The 1488-nt window shown below is 54.6% G+C and carries 1 rRNA gene; it reads right to left on the bottom strand.

Annotation, left to right across the window (positions count from 1 at the left end):
• Positions 1 to 48: 48 nt before the first annotated feature.
• A 16S ribosomal RNA gene (locus ACT3TR_RS17355) occupies positions 49 to 1488 on the bottom strand; the annotation flags it as partial.

Genomic DNA, 1488 nt, shown 5'->3' with positions numbered 1-1488 from the left:
TTGATCAGGTAATTCATTGTGGACGCTTACTAACTGTGACGCATCGTTTAAGGAGGTGATCCAGCCGCAGGTTCCCCTACGGCTACCTTGTTACGACTTCACCCCAGTCATGAACCACACCGTGGTGATCGCCCTCTTGCGTTAGGCTAACCACTTCTGGTGCAGTCCACTCCCATGGTGTGACGGGCGGTGTGTACAAGGCCCGGGAACGTATTCACCGTGACATTCTGATTCACGATTACTAGCGATTCCGACTTCACGGAGTCGAGTTGCAGACTCCGATCCGGACTGAGACCGGCTTTAAGGGATTCGCTGACTCTCGCGAGCTCGCAGCCCTTTGTACCGGCCATTGTAGCACGTGTGTAGCCCTACCCGTAAGGGCCATGATGACTTGACGTCGTCCCCACCTTCCTCCGGTTTGTCACCGGCAGTCTCCTTAGAGTTCCCGACATTACTCGCTGGCAAATAAGGACAAGGGTTGCGCTCGTTACGGGACTTAACCCAACATTTCACAACACGAGCTGACGACAGCCATGCAGCACCTGTCTTATAGTTCCCGAAGGCACAATCGCATCTCTGCAATCTTCTATAGATGTCAAGGGTAGGTAAGGTTCTTCGCGTTGCATCGAATTAAACCACATGCTCCACCGCTTGTGCGGGCCCCCGTCAATTCATTTGAGTTTTAACCTTGCGGCCGTACTCCCCAGGCGGTCGACTTATCGCGTTAACTTCGCCACAAAGTGCTCTAGGCACCCAACGGCTGGTCGACATCGTTTACGGCGTGGACTACCAGGGTATCTAATCCTGTTTGCTACCCACGCTTTCGCACCTCAGTGTCAGTATCAGTCCAGAAGGCCGCCTTCGCCACTGGTATTCCTCCCGATCTCTACGCATTTCACCGCTACACCGGGAATTCTACCTTCCTCTCCTGTACTCTAGCCTCACAGTTCCGGATGCCGTTCCCAGGTTGAGCCCGGGGCTTTCACAACCGGCTTATAAAGCCACCTACGCGCGCTTTACGCCCAGTAATTCCGATTAACGCTTGCACCCTCCGTATTACCGCGGCTGCTGGCACGGAGTTAGCCGGTGCTTCTTCTGCGAGTGATGTCTTTCCTAATGGGTATTAACCACTAGGCGTTCTTCCTCGCTGAAAGTGCTTTACAACCCTAAGGCCTTCTTCACACACGCGGCATGGCTGGATCAGGGTTGCCCCCATTGTCCAATATTCCCCACTGCTGCCTCCCGTAGGAGTTCGGGCCGTGTCTCAGTCCCGATGTGGCTGATCATCCTCTCAGACCAGCTACGGATCGTTGCCTTGGTGAGCCATTACCTCACCAACTAGCTAATCCGACATAGGCTCATCCAATAGCGGGAGCCGAAGCCCCCTTTCTCCCGTAGGACGTATGCGGTATTAGCCTGGGTTTCCCCAGGTTATCCCCCACTATCGGGCAGATTCCTATGCATTACTCACCCGTCCGCCGCTCGTCA

This window comes from Halomonas sp. AOP12-B1-6 (assembly GCF_052379225.1).
GTDB classification, from domain to species: domain Bacteria; phylum Pseudomonadota; class Gammaproteobacteria; order Pseudomonadales; family Halomonadaceae; genus Vreelandella; species Vreelandella casei.
This window is presented reverse-complemented; position numbering and strand designations above follow the sequence as displayed.